At 43.4% G+C, this 20,192-nt stretch carries 13 protein-coding genes; 6 read left to right on the forward strand and 7 right to left on the reverse strand.

Annotated features, from left to right (window positions below):
* Window position 1 precedes the first annotated feature (1 nt).
* The 5 genes from I3259_RS02245 to nadC all read right to left on the reverse strand — a co-directional run bounded on the left by I3259_RS02245 (window position 2) and on the right by nadC (window position 5,601).
* Complete coding sequence (locus I3259_RS02245; RefSeq protein WP_238028129.1) at window positions 2-871, reverse strand: A24 family peptidase; 870 nt, start codon at window positions 869-871, stop codon at window positions 2-4.
* Between the two features lie 117 nt (window positions 872-988).
* The gene (locus I3259_RS02250) at window positions 989-2,212 is read right to left on the reverse strand and encodes a type II secretion system F family protein (protein WP_238028130.1); all 1,224 of its coding nucleotides are present in this window, start codon (window positions 2,210-2,212) and stop codon (window positions 989-991) included.
* A 43-nt stretch (window positions 2,213-2,255) separates the two neighbouring features.
* Window positions 2,256-3,941 carry a type IV-A pilus assembly ATPase PilB gene (pilB, locus tag I3259_RS02255; RefSeq protein ID WP_238028131.1) on the reverse strand — a complete coding sequence of 562 codons (1,686 nt, stop codon included), beginning with the start codon at window positions 3,939-3,941 and terminating at the stop codon, window positions 2,256-2,258.
* Between the two features lie 6 nt (window positions 3,942-3,947).
* Complete coding sequence (locus I3259_RS02260) at window positions 3,948-4,394, reverse strand: pilin (protein ID WP_275949773.1); 447 nt, start codon at window positions 4,392-4,394, stop codon at window positions 3,948-3,950.
* Window positions 4,395-4,713: 319 nt separating this feature from the next.
* Window positions 4,714-5,601: a carboxylating nicotinate-nucleotide diphosphorylase gene (gene nadC, locus I3259_RS02270; protein WP_238028132.1), complete on the reverse strand. Its 888-nt coding sequence runs from the start codon at window positions 5,599-5,601 to the stop codon at window positions 4,714-4,716.
* 250 nt (window positions 5,602-5,851) lie between these two features.
* Here nadC and ampD point away from each other — a divergent pair, with 250 nt between their 5' ends.
* The 5 genes from ampD (at window position 5,852) to lpdA (ending at window position 13,794) form a co-directional block, all read left to right on the forward strand.
* A complete protein-coding gene (gene ampD / locus I3259_RS02275) occupies window positions 5,852-6,397 on the forward strand; it encodes a 1,6-anhydro-N-acetylmuramyl-L-alanine amidase AmpD (RefSeq protein ID WP_238028133.1) in 546 nt (181 codons plus the stop codon).
* Between the two features lie 330 nt (window positions 6,398-6,727).
* A complete protein-coding gene (gene pdhR / locus I3259_RS02280; protein ID WP_238028134.1) occupies window positions 6,728-7,504 on the forward strand; it encodes a pyruvate dehydrogenase complex transcriptional repressor PdhR in 777 nt (258 codons plus the stop codon).
* A 72-nt stretch (window positions 7,505-7,576) separates the two neighbouring features.
* Complete coding sequence (gene aceE, locus I3259_RS02285; protein WP_238028135.1) at window positions 7,577-10,243, forward strand: pyruvate dehydrogenase (acetyl-transferring), homodimeric type; 2,667 nt, start codon at window positions 7,577-7,579, stop codon at window positions 10,241-10,243.
* 14 nt (window positions 10,244-10,257) lie between these two features.
* Window positions 10,258-12,168 (forward strand): pyruvate dehydrogenase complex dihydrolipoyllysine-residue acetyltransferase, encoded by a 1,911-nt coding sequence (gene aceF, locus I3259_RS02290; protein WP_238028136.1) that lies wholly within the window; start codon window positions 10,258-10,260, stop codon window positions 12,166-12,168.
* A gap of 195 nt (window positions 12,169-12,363) precedes the next feature.
* Window positions 12,364-13,794 (forward strand): dihydrolipoyl dehydrogenase, encoded by a 1,431-nt coding sequence (gene lpdA, locus I3259_RS02295; RefSeq protein WP_005371283.1) that lies wholly within the window; start codon window positions 12,364-12,366, stop codon window positions 13,792-13,794.
* 85 nt (window positions 13,795-13,879) lie between these two features.
* On the opposite strand, the gene I3259_RS02300 is transcribed toward lpdA, so the two are convergent.
* Window positions 13,880-15,799 (reverse strand): methyl-accepting chemotaxis protein, encoded by a 1,920-nt coding sequence (locus I3259_RS02300; RefSeq protein ID WP_238028137.1) that lies wholly within the window; start codon window positions 15,797-15,799, stop codon window positions 13,880-13,882.
* Window positions 15,800-16,243: 444 nt separating this feature from the next.
* On the opposite strand from I3259_RS02300, the gene acnB reads away from it, so the two are divergent.
* Window positions 16,244-18,841, forward strand: a complete 2,598-nt coding sequence (gene acnB, locus I3259_RS02305; RefSeq protein ID WP_238028138.1) for a bifunctional aconitate hydratase 2/2-methylisocitrate dehydratase — start codon at window positions 16,244-16,246, stop codon at window positions 18,839-18,841.
* 67 nt (window positions 18,842-18,908) lie between these two features.
* Here acnB and I3259_RS02310 read toward each other — a convergent pair whose 3' ends face one another.
* Window positions 18,909-20,042: a glycerate kinase gene (locus I3259_RS02310; RefSeq protein WP_238028163.1), complete on the reverse strand. Its 1,134-nt coding sequence runs from the start codon at window positions 20,040-20,042 to the stop codon at window positions 18,909-18,911.
* Window positions 20,043-20,192: the final 150 nt, after the last annotated feature.

Genomic DNA, 20,192 nt, shown 5'->3' on the forward strand with positions numbered 1-20,192 from the left:
ATTACATTCCTAAATACGAGGTAACATACCAATTCACAATAGGCTCACCCCATAACAATGCTATCCAACCCGCAACCGCAAGGTAAGGGCCAAATGAGAACGGGGTTTGATTATCCGCATCTTGCATTTTCAGTAATACAATACCGCACAGCGCGCCGACTAAAGAAGAGAGCAACACCACAAACGGCAGCAATTGCCAGCCAAGCCATGCACCTAACGCGGCGAGTAATTTAAAGTCGCCATAGCCCATACCGTCTTTTTTAGTCAGTAACTTAAAGACCCAGAATACGCTCCACAACGATAAGTAACCTGCCATTGCACCAATCACCGAATCAGTCAGAGATACAGGGCTAATACCCATTACAGAGAGCAAAATACCCGCCCACATTAGCGGTAAGGTAATTTGATCGGGCAGCAGCATTTTATCGATATCGATAAAAGTAAGCGCAATTAACGCGAAGGTGAAAAAGATCACCGCGATTGCCCACCATGTTGGCGGTAGCATCAGTGATACCGTTAAGCTCATTGCCGCTGTCAGTAATTCAATCGCTGGGTAGCGTTTGCTGATTGGCGCTTTGCATTCTTTGCATTTGCCGCTCAGAGCTAACCAGCTGATCACTGGAATATTTTCAAGCGCACTAATAGCGTGATTACAGTGTGGGCAGCGTGAACGTGGCACACTTAAATTAAATACCGAATCGTCTGGCTGGTTATCTATTTCAGGAAAACATTCTTGGCACTCTTTGCGCCATTGACGCTCCATCATAATCGGCAAGCGATAAATCACCACATTTAAAAAACTGCCGACCAATAGACCAAAAATAACGGCAAAAAGGGGATATAACCAAGGGTAATAGGAAAGTACTGCCATGTGAGGATCTCTTAAAAATTAGGCGGTTATTGTAAGGCAAACGGCTAGGTGATCCTAGCCGATGATTATGGGAAATGAATAATGCGATTTACTTGCAGATGGCTACAAAAAATAGTCTTAACCGATAACACTCATCAAGGTAAAGATTGGCATATACATAGCAACCAGTAAGCCACCAATTAATCCACCCAAAATAATAATAATGAAAGGCTCTAATATTTGCCCGAGGTTATCAACGGTATTATCAACATCGGCCTCATAGATTTGCGCCATTTTATTCAGCATGTCATCGAGTGAGCCAGATTCTTCACCAATCATCACCATTTGCAGCATGAGTTCAGGAAAGACCCCTGATTGACGAAGGGCTAAATACAGTGGCATACCGCCAGCGGTACTTTCATAAACTTCTTCAATCGCCTTTTCGATATACAAGTTACCACAGGTTCTTCCTGCCGATTGAATACCGGATAAAAGCGGAATGCCTGCTGTAAAGGTGGTGGCTAAAGTACGAGCAAAGCGAGAAATAGTAGCTTTAAGTAACACATCACCAAAAATAGGCAGTTTTAGTACAAATTTATTGGCTTTATAGCGAAAATCATCGGATTTTTTATAAAAATAACGATACAGGAAAACGGCTATTCCAACGCCAGCTCCAAGATAAATTCCATAATCAATTAAAAAATCGGATGCCTTAATAACTAGTTGGGTAAAAATCGGTAATTCAGCGCCAAAACCATCAAATATTGCTGCAAATTCAGGAATCACAAATAACAACATAACAACAGTAACAATAACTGCTGTTAATGTGACCATTGCAGGATAAATCATCGCTTTTATGACTTTCTTGCGCATTGCTTCGCTTTTTTCACGGTATACCGCAATACGTGCAAACACTTGTCCTAAGTGGCCGGTTTGTTCACCGGTAGCGACTAAATCACAGAAGAATTTATCAAACAGAGGAGAGCTTGAGCGCATCGCACTAGAAAGCGAAGCACCAGATTCGACTTGGGTAGTAATTTGCAGCAAGGTTGCGCGCATTTCAGCTTTATTATAACTGCTTGCCATCAGTTGCAGAGCTTGTACTACAGGCACGCCAGATTCGATCATGGTAGCAAGCTGACGGGTTACTGCGGTGACATCTTCACCTTTCATTTGATCGCGCATTTTGGTCAAAAAAGAGGGTGAGGTTTTCTTGATTTTTTTAACCACAATTTTCTGTTCAAGCAGTTGGTGACGCACTTCTTGCTCCTGAAAACCTAAAGTGGTGCCTGAGACTTTACGTCCTGCTTGGTTGGTTCCCCGCCAGTTGTAATAACGAATTTTAGTGGCTGCTGTACTCATAAGCGAAATTCTCTATCAAACAATTAATACAAAGTCGGGAAGGTTATAACTGTAGTACTCGTTGCAATTCAGCAAGGCTGGTAATGCCGTCTGTTAATTTTTCAATGCCGGATTCTTTAAGCCGTTTCATCCCTTGCTGTGCGGCAATATCTTCTAATTGTAGGGCGGTAGCATTGGTCATTAAGGCTTCGGCGATCTCACGGCTAAACACCATGACTTCATAAATACCAACGCGTCCTGCATAGCCTTTGTTGCAATCATCACACCCAGCGTTATTGGCTTTATACACACTGGTGTTTTGCGGCAGGTTTAAACGTTGACAGGTAATGGGGTCAAGTGGGTGTGGTTGTTTGCAGCTTTTGCATAAACGACGGGCAAGACGCTGGGCGATAATTAAGCTCAGTGATGAAGCGAGGTTAAAATCTTCTACCCCCATATTGGTTAAACGGGTAATGGTTTCAGCGGCAGAATTCGTATGCAAGGTTGATAATACTAAGTGTCCCGTTTGGGCGGCTTTTACCGCAATAGAGGCGGTTTCTAAATCACGAATTTCCCCCACCATGACAATGTCGGGGTCTTGACGCAAAAATGAACGCAGGGCATCGGCAAAGCTTAAACCGACTTGCTGATTAATTTGTACTTGGTTAATACCAGGCAGGTTAATTTCTACTGGATCTTCGGCAGTCGAAATATTGCGCTCATCGGTATTTAAAATATTTAGCCCAGTATATAGCGAGACGGTTTTACCACTACCTGTTGGACCGGTAATTAATATCATCCCTTGTGGGCGCTCAAGAGCGGTTAAATAATCGGATTTTTGTTTATCGTTATAACCTAAAATATCAATATTAAGATTCGCAGCTGAGCTATCTAAGATCCGCAGTACGACTTTTTCACCCCATAGCGTCGGTAGGGTCGAAACACGTAAATCAATCGCCAAATTATCCGAGAGTTTTAGCTTTATTCGTCCATCTTGTGGTTGACGTCGCTCGGCAATGTTGAGTTTCGACATCACCTTTAAACGGGTCGATAATCGGCGAGATAAACTGGCAGGCGGAGTTAAGTGTTGGTGCAAAATACCGTCGCAGCGAAAGCGAATACGGTAGTTATGCTCATAAGGTTCAAAATGAATATCGGAGGCTTTTCGGCGTACTGCATCTAATAATACTTGGTTGATATAACGGGTAACTGGGGCGCTGTCTTGGCTTAAATCGGTAGCATCATCGAGTTCAGCATCGCTAATATCAACCAGTTCACCTAAATCGGCATCACTGACCTGTTTATTGTGGTTGGTTTCACCAATATCGCTGCCATAAACACGGCGAATGGCGGATTCTAACTGTTTGTTTTCTAAAACTAGAAATTCAACGGTTTTACCTACAGCAAAACGAAACTCGTCTTGCGCATCCATATTAGTGGGATCGCTGACGCCTAAAAATAAACTATTAGCATCTTGGGTTAATGGTAGGGCACGATGACGTAGCACTAATTCACGCTGGTAAACGCTTTGACAACAACCGTCATAATCGTAGTGGTGAACATCGACTTTTTGTAGGCCAAATAAATTAGCTAGGTTATCAGCTAAATCGATATCGCTTAATACCCCTAAACGAGTTAAGGCGGTCGGGACGTTAATCCCTTCCGCCGTCACAAACTCGACCACTTGTTGTTCTTGCTCTGGGCTAATTAAATTAGCTTGAGCTAGGATTGAAGCGAGATTAGTTTGCATATTAAGTTATGGAGTTGGTTCACCACAGCCTTTAGGTAAAGCCGCTGGATCGATCGTTAAATCAGTTTGTGGAGTGAAGGTACATTTCCAACCACTAGCACTACGTACAAACTGCGCATCACTACCATCAACTGCTGATTTTGAATTAAATAGGAATTTGATTGTTCCATTTGCGCCACTGATATCAATAAAGCTAAGTGCACCTAGTGAGCTCATATCTGTCGCTCCACCTACAGCAGTAAAACCTGCTATATTGTTAGTTGGGAATACGCTATTTTCTTGAATATACAAGTCTGTGTTAGTTAACAAACCTCGTGCTGTTGCTACACCTGATGCTATATCTGATTTAACGATATAGTTTTTGTATGTTGGAATTGCAATAGCACTTAATACGCCAATGATTGCTACAACGATAAGCAATTCAATAAGAGTAAAACCCTGTTGTTTTTTCATTTCTCTGTCCTTAAGTAACAAAATAATAAATGAGTTAACTTCATAAATTCGCGAATGGAATTAAGTTCAGAATAGAGGCTTTATTGTTAGAGTGAATAACGAAAAAGGGATAGCTCGGCACGGGTGGTAAAAATAAATAATACGTTGCAGAAGTTGCAAAGATCAAAGCGAGTAACCGCTCGGAATTAGGTTTGATTTTTATAAAATTCAGTAAGATGTGAAGTAGAAAGAGAAAAATCAGTGGTTATTTTTCTCTTTCTTTATAAATAAAGCTATCAGCTAAATATTTTTGTCACAAAAAGCTGATAGTAGAGAGGTGCTACTTAAAACGCATCGATAAGTCCATCGCTTTAACGTGCTTAGTCAGTGCGCCTACCGAAATATAATCAACGCCCGTTTCTGCACATTCGCGGATATTAGTAAGGGTAATATCACCTGAGTTTTCCAATGCCACACGTCCTGCGTTAAACGCGACTGCTTCACGCATCATGGCTAAGGTAAAGTTATCCAGCATCACAATATCAGCGCCTGCTTCAATGGCTTGTTTTAGCTCTGCAAGGCTTTCGGTTTCAACTTCGACAGGTTTATTGGGATTTAGCTGTTTGGCTGTAGTAATCGCTTGTTCAATACCACCACAGGCAATGATGTGGTTCTCTTTTATTAGGTAAGCATCAAACACGCCAATACGGTGATTAAAACCACCACCGCAAGTTACGGCATATTTTAATGCACTACGCAGGCAAGGAACGGTTTTACGGGTATCAAGCAGGCGAGTGTTGGTGCCTTCCAGTTGTTTGACATATTCGGCGGTTAATGTCGCGCAACCTGATAGGGTTTGAATAAAGTTCATCGCGTTACGCTCGCCAGTAAGCAGCGCACGTGACGGACCAGATAGGGTACACAAGGTTTGATTGGGCTCGACTACATCACCATCTTCTACATGCCAATCAATGGTGACTTCGCCTCCGAGTTGCTTAAATACTTCATCAGCCCACATTTTGCCGCAAAATACGCCCTGTTCGCGGGTAATTATGGTGGCAACGCCTTGGCTATCGGCAGGAATTAGATTGGCAGTAATATCGAGATTGGCATTAATCTCACCACCTAAATCTTCGCGAAGTGTATCGGCAACAGTACGGCTGATCTCGATTGGGAGAAGTTGTTTAAGGTAAGCGAGGCGGGCACTGCTATCGTGTTTGTGTTCCATATCTGTCTTCTTGTATCCATTGCGCGTTTAGCAGCAAAAGTGCTGCGAATGATGGCGCAAATCATACCGTGAGAAAGGAGTGGGATAAAGTGAATACGGGTTAATCGAATGTTAATAACCAAATATCTGGTTGTTTCTATCTATTACTGCGATAGGTGAAAGTGATGAGAGGAAATTGGCTTTTTGTTATAAGCTAATGATACTTTACCCGTTAATCTGGTTTTAGTAATACGTAAATAGAAGATGGATTATGACGTTAATCATTAACGATGATCATTGGTTACAGACAGCAAGGCGTGTGCCATCGCCTTTTTGTGATACGCGACCTCATGACGAGATGTCATTGCTGGTGGTACATAATATAAGTTTACCGCCGGGTAAATTTGGTGGGCCTTATATTGAGCAGCTGTTTACTGGGCAATTAAACCCTGCTGATGATCCGTATTTTGAAATCATCCATCAGTTTCGTGTTTCTGCTCATTGTTTGATCCGTCGAGATGGTGAAATAGTACAGTTTGTGCCTTTTAATCAGCGTGCTTGGCATGCAGGGATATCAAAGTTTGAAGATCGGGATAAGTGTAATGACTTTTCAATTGGTATCGAATTGGAAGGCACAGATCACCTACCGTATACTTCTGAGCAATATCAAATGCTGACAAAATTGACTCAATCTTTGATGTCTAATTACCCAGCCATTACTCGAAATCGTGTAACAGGGCATGAATTTATTGCCCCTGGGCGAAAAACCGATCCCGGTTTATCGTTTGATTGGCGACGGTTTAAAAAACAGCTTTAAAAGGGCAGTTATTAGACTAAAGTTTTATTTACGAATGGAAATTGGTCAAATTGGTCTGACCAATTTCCACAATCACTCTGCTTTTTCTTTCTTCCTTTCACTTTTTTCGTTGCTTGGCTGTTTCTAGTTCTGAATATGTATTGTATTAGTAATAAGTCAAAAGTTTAAATTTTTGTTAAAACCCACTTCGTTCTATGATTTCAATCAAGTTGCGTGTGGACATCTTTATTTATTTCTGTACACTTTCCCCCTGTAAAATAATTGGTAATACCAATTATCCGATGATTCGGTCTTTATGAAACGGATTTAATATAAGAAGCGTCGATAAAAATGACTTATAAACGCATTAAACAACCTAAGCTTTCTGATGCTATTGAGCAGGAATTGGAGCGCTTGATCCTTGAGGGCATTTTGTCTCCAGGTCAGCAATTACCTCCAGAGCGAGAGTTGGCAAAACAATTCGATGTTTCTCGTCCTTCCGTTCGTGAGGCGATCCAACGTTTAGAAGCAAAGCATTTGCTTACTCGCCGTCAAGGTGGCGGGACATTCGTAAAAGAAAAGTTATGGCAAAGTTTTTCTGAACCACTATTGGATCTATTAGCGACTCATCCGGAAACACAATTAGATTTATTGGAATCTCGCCATGCGCTTGAAGGCTTAGCCTCTTATTTTGCCGCATTGCGAGGTAACGAAGAAGATTTTGAACGCATTCGAGATTGTCATCACCGTATTCAAGACGCGCAGCAACAAGGGGATTTACCCGCTGAAGCGACGGCGGTGATGCAATATCTTATTGCGGTAACAGAATCGGCTCACAATGTGGTGTTATTACATATTATTCGTAGTTTAGCGCCGCTACTTGAGCAAAACGTATTACAAAATTTCGAACTCCTAAACCGCCGACCTGAAGTGGTGGAGAAAGTAAGAAAGCACCGAGCTAATATTGTGCAGGCGATTGTTTCTGGTGAGCCTGAAAAGGCCCGTGAAGCATCGCATGCACATTTGGCTTACATCGAGGAAACCTTGTTGGATTTATCGCGTGAAGATAGCAGACGTGAACGCTCTCTTCGTCGGATTCAACAGCGCAAGGACGGGTTAGAGTCTTAACTTCATACCTAAAAACGAAGTTAGACCTAGTCGCGACATTGTTAGTAGATTATCAACGAAAGGATAGATCGCATGTCTGAAGTCATGAAAAGTGACGTGGATGTACTGGAAACTCAAGATTGGCTAGAAGCACTTGAATCAGTTGTCCGTGAAGAAGGTGTAGAACGCGCACAGTTCTTACTTGAGCAAGTATTAGAAAAAGCTCGTTTAGATGGTGTAGATATGCCGACTGGCGTAAACACAAACTACATCAATACAATTCCAGCAGCACAAGAACCCGCGTACCCAGGTGATGTAACATTAGAGCGTCGTATTCGTTCTATCATCCGTTGGAACGCAATCATGATCGTTCTACGTGCTTCTAAGAAAGATTTAGACTTAGGCGGCCATATGGCTTCTTACCAGTCTGCTTCTGCTTTTTACGAAGTATGTTTCAACCACTTCTTCCGTGCGCCTAACGATGTTGATGGCGGTGATTTGGTTTACTACCAAGGTCACATTTCTCCAGGAATTTACTCTCGTGCGTTTGTTGAAGGTCGTCTAACTGAAGAGCAGCTAGATAACTTCCGTCAAGAAGTTGATGGTAAAGGTATTCCTTCATACCCACACCCTAAACTAATGCCTGAATTCTGGCAGTTCCCAACGGTTTCTATGGGTCTAGGTCCAATTTCTGCGATCTACCAAGCTCGTTTCCTTAAGTACCTAGAAGGTCGTGGCCTTAAAGATACTTCAGCTCAGCGTGTATATGCGTTCTTGGGCGATGGTGAGATGGATGAGCCAGAATCACGTGGTGCTATTTCTTTCGCTGCGCGTGAGAAACTAGACAACCTATGTTTCCTAATCAACTGTAACTTACAGCGTCTAGACGGCCCAGTAATGGGTAACGGTAAGATCATTCAAGAGCTTGAAGGTCTATTTAAAGGTGCTGGTTGGAACGTTGTTAAAGTTATCTGGGGTAACAACTGGGATGCACTACTAGCGAAAGATACGTCTGGTAAGCTACTACAGCTTATGAACGAAACTATCGATGGTGACTACCAAACATTCAAATCTAAAGATGGCGCTTATGTACGTGAGCACTTCTTTGGTAAGTACCCTGAAACAGCGGCACTTGTTTCTGACATGACTGATGAGCAAATCTTCGAATTGAAGCGTGGTGGTCACGATTCTTCGAAACTATTTGCTGCATTTAACAATGCAAAAGAAACAAGCGGTAAGCCAACTGTGATCCTAGCTAAGACTGTTAAAGGTTACGGCATGGGTGAAGCGGCTGAAGGTAAGAACATCGCTCACGGTGTTAAGAAGATGGACATGACGCACGTTCAATACTTACGTGATCGTCTAGGTCTACAAGATCTTATCTCAGAAGAAGATCTTAAGACTCTGCCTTACCTAAAACTGGAAGAAGGCTCAGCTGAGTACAACTACTTACACGCTCGTCGTGATGCGCTACACGGTTACACACCTAAGCGTAGCCCTAAGTTCACTCAAGAATTTAAAGTGCCTGAGCTTGATGCATTTGCACCACTACTAAGTGAGCAGAAGCGTGAAATCTCAACCACTATGGCTTATGTTCGTGCACTAAATATTCTTCTTAAAGATAAAGCGATCGGTAAGAATATCGTTCCAATTATCTGTGATGAAGCGCGTACGTTCGGTATGGAAGGTTTATTCCGTCAGGTTGGTATCTACAACCCAGATGGTCAAACTTACACACCAGAAGATAAAGGCATCGTTTCTTTCTACAAAGAAGCAACATCTGGTCAGGTACTTCAAGAAGGTATCAACGAACTAGGTTCAATGGCATCTTGGGTTGCTGCTGCAACATCTTACAGCACCAACGATCTTCCAATGATCCCATTCTACATCTACTACTCAATGTTCGGTTTCCAACGTATTGGTGACATGGCATGGTTAGCAGGTGACCAACAAGCACGTGGCTTCCTACTAGGTGCTACTGCAGGTCGTACAACACTGAACGGTGAAGGTCTACAGCACGAAGATGGTCACAGCCATATTCTTGCAAACACAGTACCTAACTGTATCTCTTACGATCCAACGTTTGCTTACGAGCTTGCGGTTATCATGCAAGACGGTATTCGTCGCATGTACGGTGAAAACCAAGAGAACGTTTACTACTACCTAACAGTAATGAACGAAAACTACGCAATGCCAGCAATGCCAGAAGGCGCTGAAGCAGGCATCCGTAAGGGTATTTACAAGCTTGAGTCTCACGCTGGTGATAAGTCTAAAGTTCAGTTAATGAGCTCTGGTACTATCATGAACGAAGTACGTAAAGCGGCACAGATCCTAAGCGAAGAGTACGGTGTAGCGTCTGATGTTTACTCTGTAACATCATTCAACGAACTAACTCGTGATGGTCAAGATTGTGAGCGTTACAACATGCTTCACCCAACTGCAGAGAAGAAGGTTCCTTACCTAACAACTGCAATGGGTTCTGAGCCTGCAATCGCTGCAACGGACTACATGAAGAACTACGCAGAACAAGTACGTGCATTCATGCCATCTGAGTCTTACAAGGTTCTTGGTACTGATGGTTTCGGTCGTTCTGATAGCCGTGCAAACCTACGTCGTCACTTTGAAGTGAATGCTGGCTACGTTGTTGTTGCTGCACTTTCTGAACTCGCTAAACGTGGTGATATTGATAACGCTGTAGTTGTAGACGCAATTGCTAAGTTCGATATCGACGCTGACAAGATCAACCCGCTATACGCATAAGAGGCAAATTAAAAATGGCAATCGAAATTAATGTACCAGACATCGGTGCGGATGAGGTTGAAGTAACTGAGATTCTTGTTAGCGTTGGCGACAAGGTTGAAGAAGAGCAATCACTGATCACTGTTGAAGGCGATAAAGCTTCAATGGAAGTTCCTGCTTCTCAAGCGGGTATCGTTAAAGAAATCAAAGTTGCTGAAGGCGACACGGTTTCTACTGGTTCTCTAATCATGATTTTCGAAGCCGAGGGTGCAGCTGACGCTGCACCTGCTCCTGCGGCTGAAGCAGCGCCTGCTGCTCCAGCTCCAGCAGCAGCGGCTGAACTGAAAGAAGTTCATGTTCCAGATATCGGTGGTGATGAAGTTGAATGTACTGAAATCATGGTATCTGTTGGCGATACAGTAGAAGAAGAGCAATCTCTAATTACTGTTGAAGGTGACAAGGCTTCTATGGAAGTGCCTGCGCCATTCGCTGGTACAGTTAAAGAAATCAAAATCGTAGAAGGCGACAAGGTTTCTACTGGTTCTTTAATCATGGTATTTGAAGTGGCCGGCACTCCGGTGGCTGGTTCTGCTCCTGCAGCAGCACCTGTTGCTCAAGCGGCAGCGCCTGTTCCTGCAGCAGCACCTGCGGCATCTGCAGCGAAAGAAGTTAACGTTCCAGATATCGGTGGCGACGAAGTAGAAGTTACTGAAATCATGGTATCTGTTGGCGATACAGTGGAAGAAGAGCAATCGCTAATCACTGTTGAAGGTGACAAGGCTTCTATGGAAGTGCCTGCACCATTCGCTGGTACAGTTAAAGAAATCAAGATCGCAGAAGGCGATAAGGTTTCTACTGGCTCACTAATCATGGTATTTGAAGTGGCTGGTGCAGCACCTGCAGCGGCTCCTGTAGCTCAAGCGGCAGCGCCTGCTCCTGCAGCAGCACCTGCGGCGGCTCCAGCAAAAGCTGAAGCGCCTGCTGCAACAGGTGATTTCGTTGAAAACAACGAATACGCACACGCATCACCGGTTGTTCGTCGTCTAGCGCGTGAGTTCGGTGTTAACCTTGCGAAAGTTAAAGGTACTGGCCGTAAGAACCGCGTTCTTAAAGAAGACGTACAAAACTTCGTTAAAGATGCACTTAAGCGTCTTGAGTCTGGTGCAGCAGCTTCTGCGTCAGGTAAAGGCGACGGTGCGGCGCTTGGTCTACTACCTTGGCCGAAAGTTGATTTCAGCAAGTTTGGTGAAACTGAAGTTAAGCCACTTTCTCGCATTAAGAAGATCTCTGGCGCTAACCTACACCGTAACTGGGTAATGATCCCTCACGTTACACAGTGGGATAACGCAGATATCACAGCACTTGAAGCATTCCGTAAAGAGCAGAATGCTATCGAAGCGAAGAAAGATACTGGTATGAAGATCACGCCACTTGTGTTCATCATGAAAGCGGCTGCTAAAGCACTTGAAGCATTCCCTTCATTCAACTCTTCTCTATCTGACGATGGCGAGAGCTTGATCCTGAAGAAATACGTGAACATCGGTATCGCAGTAGATACGCCAAACGGTCTAGTTGTTCCTGTATTTAAAGATGTGAACAAGAAAGGTATCTACGAGCTTTCAGAAGAGCTAATGGCTATTTCTAAGAAAGCACGTGCTGGTAAGCTAACTGCATCTGATATGCAAGGTGGCTGTTTCACTATCTCTAGCCTTGGTGGCTTAGGTGGTACTGCATTCACACCAATCGTGAACGCACCAGAAGTAGGTATCCTAGGTGTATCTAAGTCTGAAATGAAACCAGTATGGAACGGTAAAGAGTTCGAACCGCGTCTACAACTTCCATTATCACTATCATACGATCACCGTGTGATTGATGGTGCTGAAGGTGCGCGCTTCATCACTTACCTAAATGGCTGTCTATCAGACATCCGTCGTTTAGTACTTTAAGGTTTCACATCCACAACGCCATGCCTACAATGCGTAGGCATGGAATTGTTGTGTAGCTCACAGGCTGCGGTAATTTATTTTTCACCTTGTTAACAGGTCTGTAGACTTGTTGTCCATCTGAAAGATAAACGTATACAAATACGTAAAAGTTACCTGATAGCTTGTTAGGGATATAAGACTTACAACGAGGTCATAATGAGTAAAGAAATTAAAGCCCAGGTAGTGGTGTTGGGTTCAGGCCCTGCTGGTTACTCTGCTGCATTCCGTTGCGCTGACTTAGGTCTAGATACGGTTCTAATTGAAAAATTCAACACACTAGGTGGTGTATGTCTTAACGTGGGTTGTATCCCATCAAAAGCATTACTTCACGTAGCGAAAGTTATCGAAGAAGCAAAAGCAATGGCTGAGCACGGCGTTGTTTTTGGTGAACCACAAACAGACATCAACAAGATCCGTCTGTGGAAAGACAAAGTAATTACTCAGTTAACTGGCGGTCTTGGCGGTATGGCTAAGATGCGTAAAGTAAATGTTGTTAATGGTTACGGTAAGTTTACTGGTCCTAACAGCATTGTTGTTGAAGGCGCTGATGGCCCAACAACGGTTAACTTTGATAACGCGATTATCGCGGCGGGCTCTCGCCCAATCGAACTACCATTCATCCCGCATGAAGACCCACGTATTTGGGATTCAACAGATGCGCTAGAGCTTAAAGAAGTACCTGAGAAGTTACTTGTTATGGGCGGCGGTATCATCGGTCTTGAAATGGGTACGGTTTACCACGCGCTAGGTTCTCAAATCGACGTTGTTGAGATGTTCGATCAAGTGATCCCAGCTGCGGATAAAGATATCGTTAAAGTATTTACTAAGCGTATCGCGAAGAAATTCAACCTGATGCTTGAAACAAAAGTAACAGCTGTTGAAGCAAAAGAAGACGGTATTTATGTAACGATGGAAGGCAAAAAAGCACCTGCTGAGCCTGTTCGTTACGATGCAGTTCTTGTTGCTATCGGTCGTGTGCCAAACGGTAAGCTAATTGACGCTGAAAAAGCGGGTATCAATGTTGATGAGCGTGGCTTTATTAACGTTGATAAGCAAATGCGCACTAACGTTGCTCACATTCACGCGATTGGTGATGTTGTTGGTCAACCAATGTTGGCTCACAAAGGTGTGCATGAAGGTCACGTAGCGGCTGAAGTTATTTCTGGTAAGAAGCACTACTTCGATCCTAAAGTTATTCCTTCAATTGCGTACACTGAGCCAGAAGTTGCGTGGGTTGGTAAGACTGAGAAAGAAGCGAAAGCAGAAGGTATCAACTACGAAGTTGCTACATTCCCATGGGCTGCATCAGGCCGTGCTATCGCATCTGATTGTGCTGACGGTATGACGAAGATGATCTTCGACAAAGACACGCACCGTGTGATCGGTGGTGCTATCGTAGGTACTAACGGTGGTGAACTACTAGGTGAAATCGGTCTAGCGATCGAGATGGGTTGTGATGCTGAAGATATCGCATTAACTATCCACGCTCACCCAACACTACACGAATCAGTAGGTCTTGCTGCTGAAGTATTTGAAGGCTCTATCACTGACCTTCCAAATGCAAAAGCGGTAAAGCGTAAGAAGTAATTACTACTTGTTATGATAATAAAAAAGCGCCTAAGGGCGCTTTTTTGTTGTCTGCTGTTTAGCAATGCTAACATTCAATTTCAGGTTACAACTTAAACGTACCGACCATATCATCAAGACGTTGTGATAGTTGACGTAATGCTTGGCTGGAATCGGCTAATTGCGCGGCTGTTTCTGCGGTTAGCTGAGTGGTTTCATTAATCTCTTCGATATTACAATTGATATCTTGTACCACGGTTGATTGCTCTTCTGTCGCAGTAGCCACTTGGGTATTCATATCAGCAATTAAACTAATGCGCTCAGAAATCGACACTAAAGCGACAGAGGCTTGATCTGAGGCTGAGACACCATTTTCAGACAACTGACGGCTTTGCTCCATCGCAACCACAGCATTGGATGCTTCTTGTTGTAAGCGGTTGATCATCGTTTGGATCTCGTCGGTAGAATCGGCAGTACGACTAGCAAGATTACGTACTTCATCGGCGACGACCGCAAACCCTCGACCTTGCTCGCCAGCACGCGCGGCTTCAATAGCGGCATTAAGGGCAAGTAAGTTAGTTTGCTCTGAGATCCCACGGATCACATCTAAAATACTACCAATTGACTGGGTATTACTTGCCAGTGAGTCAATGACATCGCTAACTTGGCTAATATCTGATGACAGTTGATTTATGGTATTACGTGCTTCACCAACAACGGTTTGACCATCATGGGTTTGTTGCTCTGCTTGTTGAGTTGATTCAGCAGCTAGGGCAGCATTGCTGGCGATTTCATTAACCGTCGCTCCCATTTCATTAATTGCAGCGACAACTTGAAGGGTTCTATCACGCTGGCTATGACTATTATCCAGTGTCAGTTGAGCTTGGTGAGCGACAGATTCTGCAGCTTGGCGCAGTGAATTTCCGGTTTCAGCGACTTCTGTTACTGAGTGATGGATCTTACCAATGAAGCCATTAAACCCTGATGATAATTGTGCAATCTCATCATTTCCTTCCACAGTTAAGCGGTGACGTAAATCGCCATCACCTTCACCCAGATCTTTAAACATAGCCGCGAGTTGTTGAATAGGGCGAGTAATGCTACTAGCAAGGAAAATCGCAATAACAATGAAAATGGCTGCAATTAGACAGGTAAAGAGAATAACTTGATTACGAATAGTGGTAAGAGCTGCAAACGCTTCCTGTTTTGGTAGTTCACCAATAACGTACCAATCCATTGCTGGAATATAGCTGGCTGCTAAGAACACATCTTGTTGATTATTCGTCGCTTCCACTACGCTAAAGCTTTGTTTGTTTAATAGTTTTGATGCGATATTTGAATCAAATAAGGTGGAGATTGAGTTGTGATTTAGCATCTTATTATTATCGCGGTGGATCTTAACTGTCCCTTTACTATCGACTAAATAAACAAACCCTGTTTGTTCTATTTTAAATTGGCTAATGAAGTTCGCCATCTCATCAAGTGACTTAGATAGCCCTGCCAATGTGTCACCATTGGGTTGTTGATAGTTAACAAACAGTTTTACCTCGCCATTATTCTCACGAAAAATACTTAAGCTACGAGCTTGATTACTGCGTACAGCATCAAAAAACCAACTATCCTGTTGAGGTGTTAACTGACGAAGAAAACCATTTTGATTCCAATAGTCACCGTTATTTCGGTTAGCAATAGAGACATCGAGTAGGTTGTATTGATTCTTTATATTTTGTAGTTCTTGAACCAAACGCGCCTTATCTTGTGGTGCTTTGTTATTTAATACGCTATCGACAACATAGCTGTTATTTGCCAGTTGCTCGGATGCAGATTGAAGTTGGATAACTTCTTTTTCTACGTTGTTACGTATTTGCAACAAAATTGCGGGTAATTCGAGATCTAATATACGGGTGGTGATCGCAGCACGAACTTGGTTTTGACTGAGTACACTGACGAGAGTGGTAGAGGCGAGAACAGCCATCGTTATCGCGATGATCAGTTTAGATTTGATACTTAAATGTTTGTAATTCATAAAACGGCTTATATTTATGAGCAAGTGAACAGACCATGCATAACGTGACAACGCAATACTGATCAATGAAATGAAAATACGCCGTTATGTATCTGCAATTTTGTTACAAAACTTTAGTGATTTATGTCACTAAATATGACCTGTAGCTAAAAAAGAGGAAATAAAGCCAATATGAAACAAGCGACTTTTGTTTTATGCGTTATAAATATTGAGGATTGCTTTACACATTATGAGTAAAGAATTTTTCTAAAGTGTGAATGTTGTAAAAAAGCAGTAGTTTTTAAGTTTACGTTAAAAATGGTATAATGCTGCCCAGTTTTGGTCTCTCCTAAAGGGTTTTGGCTCTGACAATGCTCAGCAAAACATGATTATAAGAATCTGGAGATCACTCACTTCCAAGGATGTTTGGCCTATAGTGCCAGACCGTAATATGAGGAATATGTCGTGCTTGAAGCCTACCGTAAACACGTCGAAGAGCGTGCTGCTGAAGGGGTTGTTGCTAAACCATTGGATGCTGAACAGGTTGCCGCTCTTGTTGAGTTACTAAAAAATCCGCCAGCAGGCGAAGAAAGTGTTCTGCTGGATCTACTAGAAAATCGTATTCCCCCAGGCGTTGATGAAGCCGCTTATGTTAAAGCAGGTTTCCTTGCTGCTATCACTAAAGGTGAAGCGCAATCACCTATTGTAAGTAAAGAAAAAGCCGCAGAGTTATTAGGCACCATGCAAGGTGGTTACAATATTGAGCCATTAATTGCATTGCTTGATGATGCAGAGCTTGCTCCGATTGCTGTTAAAACATTGTCACATACGCTATTAATGTTTGATGCGTTCTATGATGTAGAAGAAAAAGCCAAAGCAGGTAATGCATTTGCTCAGCAAGTTCTACAATCATGGGCTGATGCAGAGTGGTTCCTATCTAAACCAGCATTGGCTGAAAAAATCACCCTGACTGTATTTAAAGTTACAGGTGAGACCAATACCGATGACTTATCACCAGCACCTGATGCGTGGTCTCGTCCAGATATTCCACTTCACGCACTTGCGATGCTGAAAAATGAACGTGAAGGTATCGTTCCTGATCAACAAGGCTCTGTTGGTCCAATCAAGCAAATCGAAGCGTTAAAAGAAAAAGGTCACCAGCTTGTTTATGTTGGTGATGTTGTAGGTACTGGCTCTTCTCGTAAGTCTGCAACTAACTCCGTACTTTGGTTCATGGGTGATGATATCCCTTATGTACCGAACAAGCGTGCGGGTGGTTATGTTTTAGGTGGCAAGATCGCTCCTATCTTCTTTAATACGATGGAAGATGCAGGCGCACTACCGATTGAAGTTGATGTGACTCAACTTGCGATGGGTGATGTGATTGATGTGTACCCATTCAAAGGTGAAGTTCGTCGTCACGAAAGCGATGAGCTAGTTTCTACTTTTGAGCTAAAAACAGATGTGTTGATTGATGAAGTGCGTGCGGGTGGTCGTATTCCATTGATTATTGGTCGTGGCCTAACCGATCGTGCGCGTCAATCACTTGGTTTACCATCATCGGATATTTTCCGTCGCCCTGTTGCGGTTGAAGATAGCGGTAAAGGTTATACCTTAGCGCAGAAGATGGTAGGTAAAGCGTGTGGTGTTGAAGGCGTTCGCCCAGGCACTTACTGTGAGCCTAAGATGACTACGGTAGGTTCGCAAGATACCACAGGTCCTATGACTCGTGATGAATTGAAAGACTTAGCGTGTCTTGGTTTCTCTGCTGAACTTACGATGCAGTCGTTCTGTCATACCTCGGCTTATCCAAAACCGATTGATGTTAACACTCACCACACATTACCTGATTTCATCATGAACCGTGGTGGTGTATCACTTCGTCCTGGTGATGGTGTTATTCACTCATGGCTAAACCGTATGCTACTGCCTGATACCGTTGGTACAGGTGGTGACTCACATACCCGTTTCCCATTAGGTATTTCATTCCCAGCAGGCTCTGGTCTTGTCGCTTTTGCTGCGGCAACCGGTGTGATGCCATTAGATATGCCTGAATCAATTCTGGTTCGCTTTAAAGGTGAGATGCAAGAAGGGATCACGTTACGTGATCTTGTCCATGCGATCCCATACTATGCGATTCAGCAAGGTCTACTGACGGTTGAGAAAGCAGGTAAGATCAACGAATTCTCTGGTCGTGTACTGGAGATCGAAGGTGTTGAGCACCTAACAGTTGAGCAAGCATTTGAGCTATCAGATGCATCAGCAGAGCGTAGTGCGGCAGGTTGTACGGTTAAGCTTTCTGAAGAGTCGATTGCAGAATACTTAAACTCAAACATCGTGATGCTGAAGTGGATGATTTCTGAAGGTTACGGCGATCGTCGTACCATTGAGCGTCGTATTACCGCGATGGAAGAGTGGTTAGCAAATCCAGAGCTAATGACGGCAGACAATGATGCTGAATACGCACACGTGATTGAAATTGACTTGGCAGATATCAATCAGCCAATTCTATGTGCGCCAAATGATCCGGATGATGCGCGTTTACTGTCGGACGTTCAAGGTACACAAATTGATGAAGTGTTTATCGGTTCATGTATGACGAACATTGGCCACTTCCGTGCAGCAGGTAAACTGCTAGAGAAATTTGGTGGTCAGCTAGATACACGTTTGTGGGTCGCTCCACCAACGAAGATGGATAAAGATCAGCTAACGGAAGAAGGCTACTACGGGATCTTTGGTCGTGCTGGGGTTCGTATTGAAACTCCGGGATGTTCACTGTGTATGGGTAACCAAGCACGTGTTGCAGATAAGGCGACAGTGATGTCGACATCAACCCGAAACTTCCCGAACCGTTTGGGTACAGGTGCGAATGTTTACCTATCTTCAGCTGAACTTGCTGCAGTTGGTGCTATTTTAGGTCGTATTCCAACTAAGGAAGAATACCTAGAATACGCGAAACAAATTGATGCAACAGCGGCGGATACTTACCGTTACTTAAACTTCCACCGTATGGAAGATTACACTAAGAAAGCGGATGAAGTGATCATTCAACAACCAGCTTAGTTATTGATTAAATAATAAAAATGCCTCGAATGTTCGAGGCATTTTTTGTTGGTATGGAAAGTTTCTATTAGCGATCTAAGGTGTAAATCGCTGCGACATTACGTGCTGTGATCTCAACGTTAATTGCAGCTTCTGCTAGTGCTTCAGCTAAACTTACCGAGCGTGGTACGACACTGAATACCGCATCAATACCGTGCTCATGAACGACATCACAGTCATAAGATAAACATCCCGCAATGCCAATGACAGGTTTGTTAAAACGCTTGGCGGTACGTGCAACACCAATCGGGGTTTTACCGTAAATCGTTTGGCTATCAATACGCCCTTCACCAGTGATCACTAAATCAGCATCTTTTAATACATCTGCTAAATTGACCGCATCCATGACAATCTCAATACCTGGACGTAACTGTGCGTTAAATAGTCCAAGTAAAGCAGCACCCATACCGCCAGCCGCCCCTGCACCAGCCATGTCTTTTACATCAGTACCTAAATCACGTTTTATGATCTTGGCGTAATGAGCAAGGTTATCATCGAGCTGGGTTATCATCTCAGGCGTTGCACCTTTCTGTGGACCAAATACCTGAGATGCACCTTTGTCACCACATAGTGGGCTATCTACATCGCAGGCAACTTCTAATTTGACCTTAGCAAGACGAGGGTCGATATCACTAATATCAATATGGTGTAAGCGAGCTAATGCGCCGCCGCCATAGCTAATTTGTTTATTATTTTCATCGAGCAAACGTACACCCAGTGCTTGTGCCATGCCTATGCCACCATCGTTAGTCGCGCTACCACCAATACCAACGATGATGTGTTCAATCTCTTTATCTAATGCTGCTAGAATTAATTCACCAGTACCAAAGCTGGTGGTCAACATGGGGTTTCGCTGCTCTGGACCAACAAGATGTAAACCCGATGCGGCAGCCATTTCAATAATGGCGGTTTTTCCATCACCCATTAAGCCGAAGAAGCCATTCACTTGTTCACCTAACGGTCCTGTTACTGTGCACTCAATAATGCGCCCGCTACTAGCATCCACCAATGATTGTACTGTGCCTTCACCGCCATCAGCCATCGGTAATTTAATGTATTCTGCGTTTGGTAATACTTGGCGAAAACCGTTTTCAATCGCGGTTGCCACTTCCATTGCTGTTAGGCTTTCTTTGTAAGAATCTGGGGCAATAATAATTTTCATCATGATGAGCCTATTAAACGAAGAGAAGGAAGATGGTCATTTTTGTCATGGTTACGTCATTGTGTACCACGATTTGCTACTACTTGTGGTATTGAGTTGCATTTCTTGAGTAGATCCTGACAATGGGCGGCAAGCGTATGAGCTGTATTT

Source organism: Photobacterium sp. Ph5, assembly GCF_022129445.1.
GTDB lineage: Bacteria > Pseudomonadota > Gammaproteobacteria > Enterobacterales > Vibrionaceae > Photobacterium.

Bases quoted from the DNA above. Each gene is read 5' to 3' on its own strand.
- I3259_RS02245 (WP_238028129.1), bottom strand. From the start codon at position 871: ATGGCAGTACTTTCCTATTACCCTTGGTTATATCCCCTTTTTGCCGTT.
- I3259_RS02250 (WP_238028130.1), bottom strand. From the start codon at position 2,212: ATGAGTACAGCAGCCACTAAAATTCGTTATTACAACTGGCGGGGAACC.
- pilB (WP_238028131.1), bottom strand. From the start codon at position 3,941: ATGCAAACTAATCTCGCTTCAATCCTAGCTCAAGCTAATTTAATTAGC.
- I3259_RS02260 (WP_275949773.1), bottom strand. From the start codon at position 4,394: ATGAAAAAACAACAGGGTTTTACTCTTATTGAATTGCTTATCGTTGTA.
- nadC (WP_238028132.1), bottom strand. From the start codon at position 5,601: ATGGAACACAAACACGATAGCAGTGCCCGCCTCGCTTACCTTAAACAA.
- ampD (WP_238028133.1), top strand. From the start codon at position 5,852: ATGACGTTAATCATTAACGATGATCATTGGTTACAGACAGCAAGGCGT.
- pdhR (WP_238028134.1), top strand. From the start codon at position 6,728: ATGACTTATAAACGCATTAAACAACCTAAGCTTTCTGATGCTATTGAG.
- aceE (WP_238028135.1), top strand. From the start codon at position 7,577: ATGTCTGAAGTCATGAAAAGTGACGTGGATGTACTGGAAACTCAAGAT.
- aceF (WP_238028136.1), top strand. From the start codon at position 10,258: ATGGCAATCGAAATTAATGTACCAGACATCGGTGCGGATGAGGTTGAA.
- lpdA (WP_005371283.1), top strand. From the start codon at position 12,364: ATGAGTAAAGAAATTAAAGCCCAGGTAGTGGTGTTGGGTTCAGGCCCT.
- I3259_RS02300 (WP_238028137.1), bottom strand. From the start codon at position 15,799: ATGAATTACAAACATTTAAGTATCAAATCTAAACTGATCATCGCGATA.
- I3259_RS02310 (WP_238028163.1), bottom strand. From the start codon at position 20,042: ATGAAAATTATTATTGCCCCAGATTCTTACAAAGAAAGCCTAACAGCA.